General features: G+C 51.5%; 2 protein-coding genes. Both read right to left on the bottom strand.

Annotated elements, in window-relative coordinates; all coding sequences use genetic code 11:
• Positions 1–1,037, bottom strand: a 1,037-nt coding sequence (locus tag Q0256_RS05090) for a HAMP domain-containing sensor histidine kinase (protein ID WP_297960706.1), incomplete at its 3' end; no start/stop codon positions are given.
• An 18-nt stretch (positions 1,038–1,055) separates the two neighbouring features.
• Positions 1,056–1,718 carry a response regulator transcription factor gene (locus Q0256_RS05095; RefSeq protein WP_297960702.1) on the bottom strand — a complete coding sequence of 221 codons (663 nt, stop codon included), beginning with the start codon at positions 1,716–1,718 and terminating at the stop codon, positions 1,056–1,058.
• Positions 1,719–2,157 lie beyond the last annotated feature (439 nt).

Here is a 2,157-nt window from a genome sequence, read left to right on the forward strand (position 1 = left end):
AGCTCGTCGCAGTATTTTTTGGCGATAAAAAGCCCGATGCCAAAACCGCCGTTACGTTCGTCAAAGCGGGTGTAAAGCTCAAAAATATGCGGCAAATTTTGCCGCGCGATGCCCGCGCCGCTATTTTTGATGCGAAGCGAACGCTCGCGCAGGCTCACCTCGACGCAGCCGAGCTCGTCGCAATATTTTATCGCGTTGCCAAGCAGATTATCGATGATTTTTCGCAGCTTAAACTCATCCGCGCAAAAGGCTACCGGGCGCAGATTGGCGCGTAGATTTATGCGCTTTTGCTCCGCAGAGACGCCGAAATACTCTATGCGGCTTTGCACCAGCTCGCCTAAATTTACCTCTCGCCCGCTGCCGCTTTTGTTTAAGCTTAGCGCGGTTAGATCCTCAAAGAGCGCGTTTATCGTATTTGCGCCCGCCTTGATATTGCCTAGATATTTTTTCGGCTCGGTATCAAAAAGCTCGATACTCATCAAAATCACGCTAAGAGGCGTCTTTATCTCATGCGTCGTATCGCGGATGAAGCCATTTAGAAACTCGATCTTTTCATAAAGCGGGCGCAGCGAAAGGCGGATGATAAAATACGCGATCAACAAAATAAGCGCCAAAACAAGCGCGCTCGCGGCTAAAATTTTAAGCTTCAGCGCCGCGAGCTTGCCCTCAAGCGCCTCCGTTTTGATCGCTACGTAGTACTCCGTGCCGTCCTTGGCGGTGAGATTAAACTGCTCGATCCTACTCAGCCCCTCCATATACACGCGCGGCGCGTCATCTCTCGGCTCGAAATCCCGCGCGATCTCATCGCTGCTATTCAGATCCGCCGCGTATGCCTGCATGGCATCAAAATCGCTCTCGTTTAGGCGCCCGCCGCGAGCGAGCTTAGCCTCTAAGCCGTGTTTAAAATCCCTGATCGCAAAGGCATCGCGATCCGCGATAAAAAACTTCTCCCGCTCGTAAAATATGCTGCTTACCAGCGCTAAAAACAAGGCGCTAGTAAGAGTGTAGAGCAAAAAAATCGGTAAAATTTGACGCATTTTGGACACGGTGCGCTCCTAGATATATTTGTAGCCGAGCTTGGAGGCGTTTATGATGCGATCTTTGCCTAAAATTTTTCGCAGCTCCGCGATATAAACGCGCAGGCTAAGCTCGCTCGGACTCTCGTCGTAGTCCCACAGCGCGGCGAAAATTTCATCCTTACTAAGGAATTTATCGCGGTTTTTCAGAAGCAGAGCAAGAAGCCGCGCCTGCTTCTGCGGCATCGGCACGGCTCTTCCGTCGCGATAAAGCGCGTGCTGAGCCATATCGAAGCTAAAACCTCCGCCGATATTTTCGCGCAGGGCGGCGTTGTGGACGAAGGTGCGCTTTAGTAGATTATCCGCGCGCAGAGCCAGCTCTTTTAGCTCGAAAGGCTTTTTGAGGTAGTCGTCGCAGCCGCTTCCAAAGCCGCTTTCGACGTCTTGCAGAGTATTTAGCGACGTCGTGAAAATGCACGGTGCGCCGCGCCCGGCCTCGCGCAGCTCGCGAAGCAGCGCAAAGCCGTTGCCGCCGATGATTTTGACGTCGAAGATCCACAGATCGAAGCTCTTTTCGTACGCTAATGAAAGCGCCTCGTCGTAGCTTTTACTGCCGCTTACCTCGTGCCCCGCGCTGCGCATGTAGGTGCACATCATATCTAGCAGCATCCCCTCGTCCTCGACGATCAAAACCCTTGCCATAGCCCGCCTCCTTGCGTAGAATTTTTGAAATTATACCCTGTGAAATTCCACGTAAATTTTAATTGCGAAATTTCACGGCAAAATTTTATCATGGCAAAACAGCGCGTCTTGGCTCAAGCTAAATTAAAATTCCGCCGCTACGAAATTCTAAATTTCGCGATATAAAATTTCTCGGCGTAGAATTTCAAAACCTTGCCTGCGCCGATAAGGTTTTGCGAAATTTTATCGGCGCTACGCCGCATAAATTTCAAGCTAAAATTCTAAAATTCTCGCACCATGTTTTGATAAAGTAGAATTCCGCGCAAATGGCGCGCGGAACTACGTAGCTTGCTCGTAAGCGGCACTACTGCGCCATAGGGCACGGAGCGGCGCCCGCGTTTTGATTGCACGGCATCTCGCCCCTTGGCGGCATTACCGGACCCGCACCGTCGCCCATCCC

The organism is uncultured Campylobacter sp., assembly GCF_937949835.1.
In the GTDB taxonomy this organism is placed as follows: domain Bacteria; phylum Campylobacterota; class Campylobacteria; order Campylobacterales; family Campylobacteraceae; genus Campylobacter_B.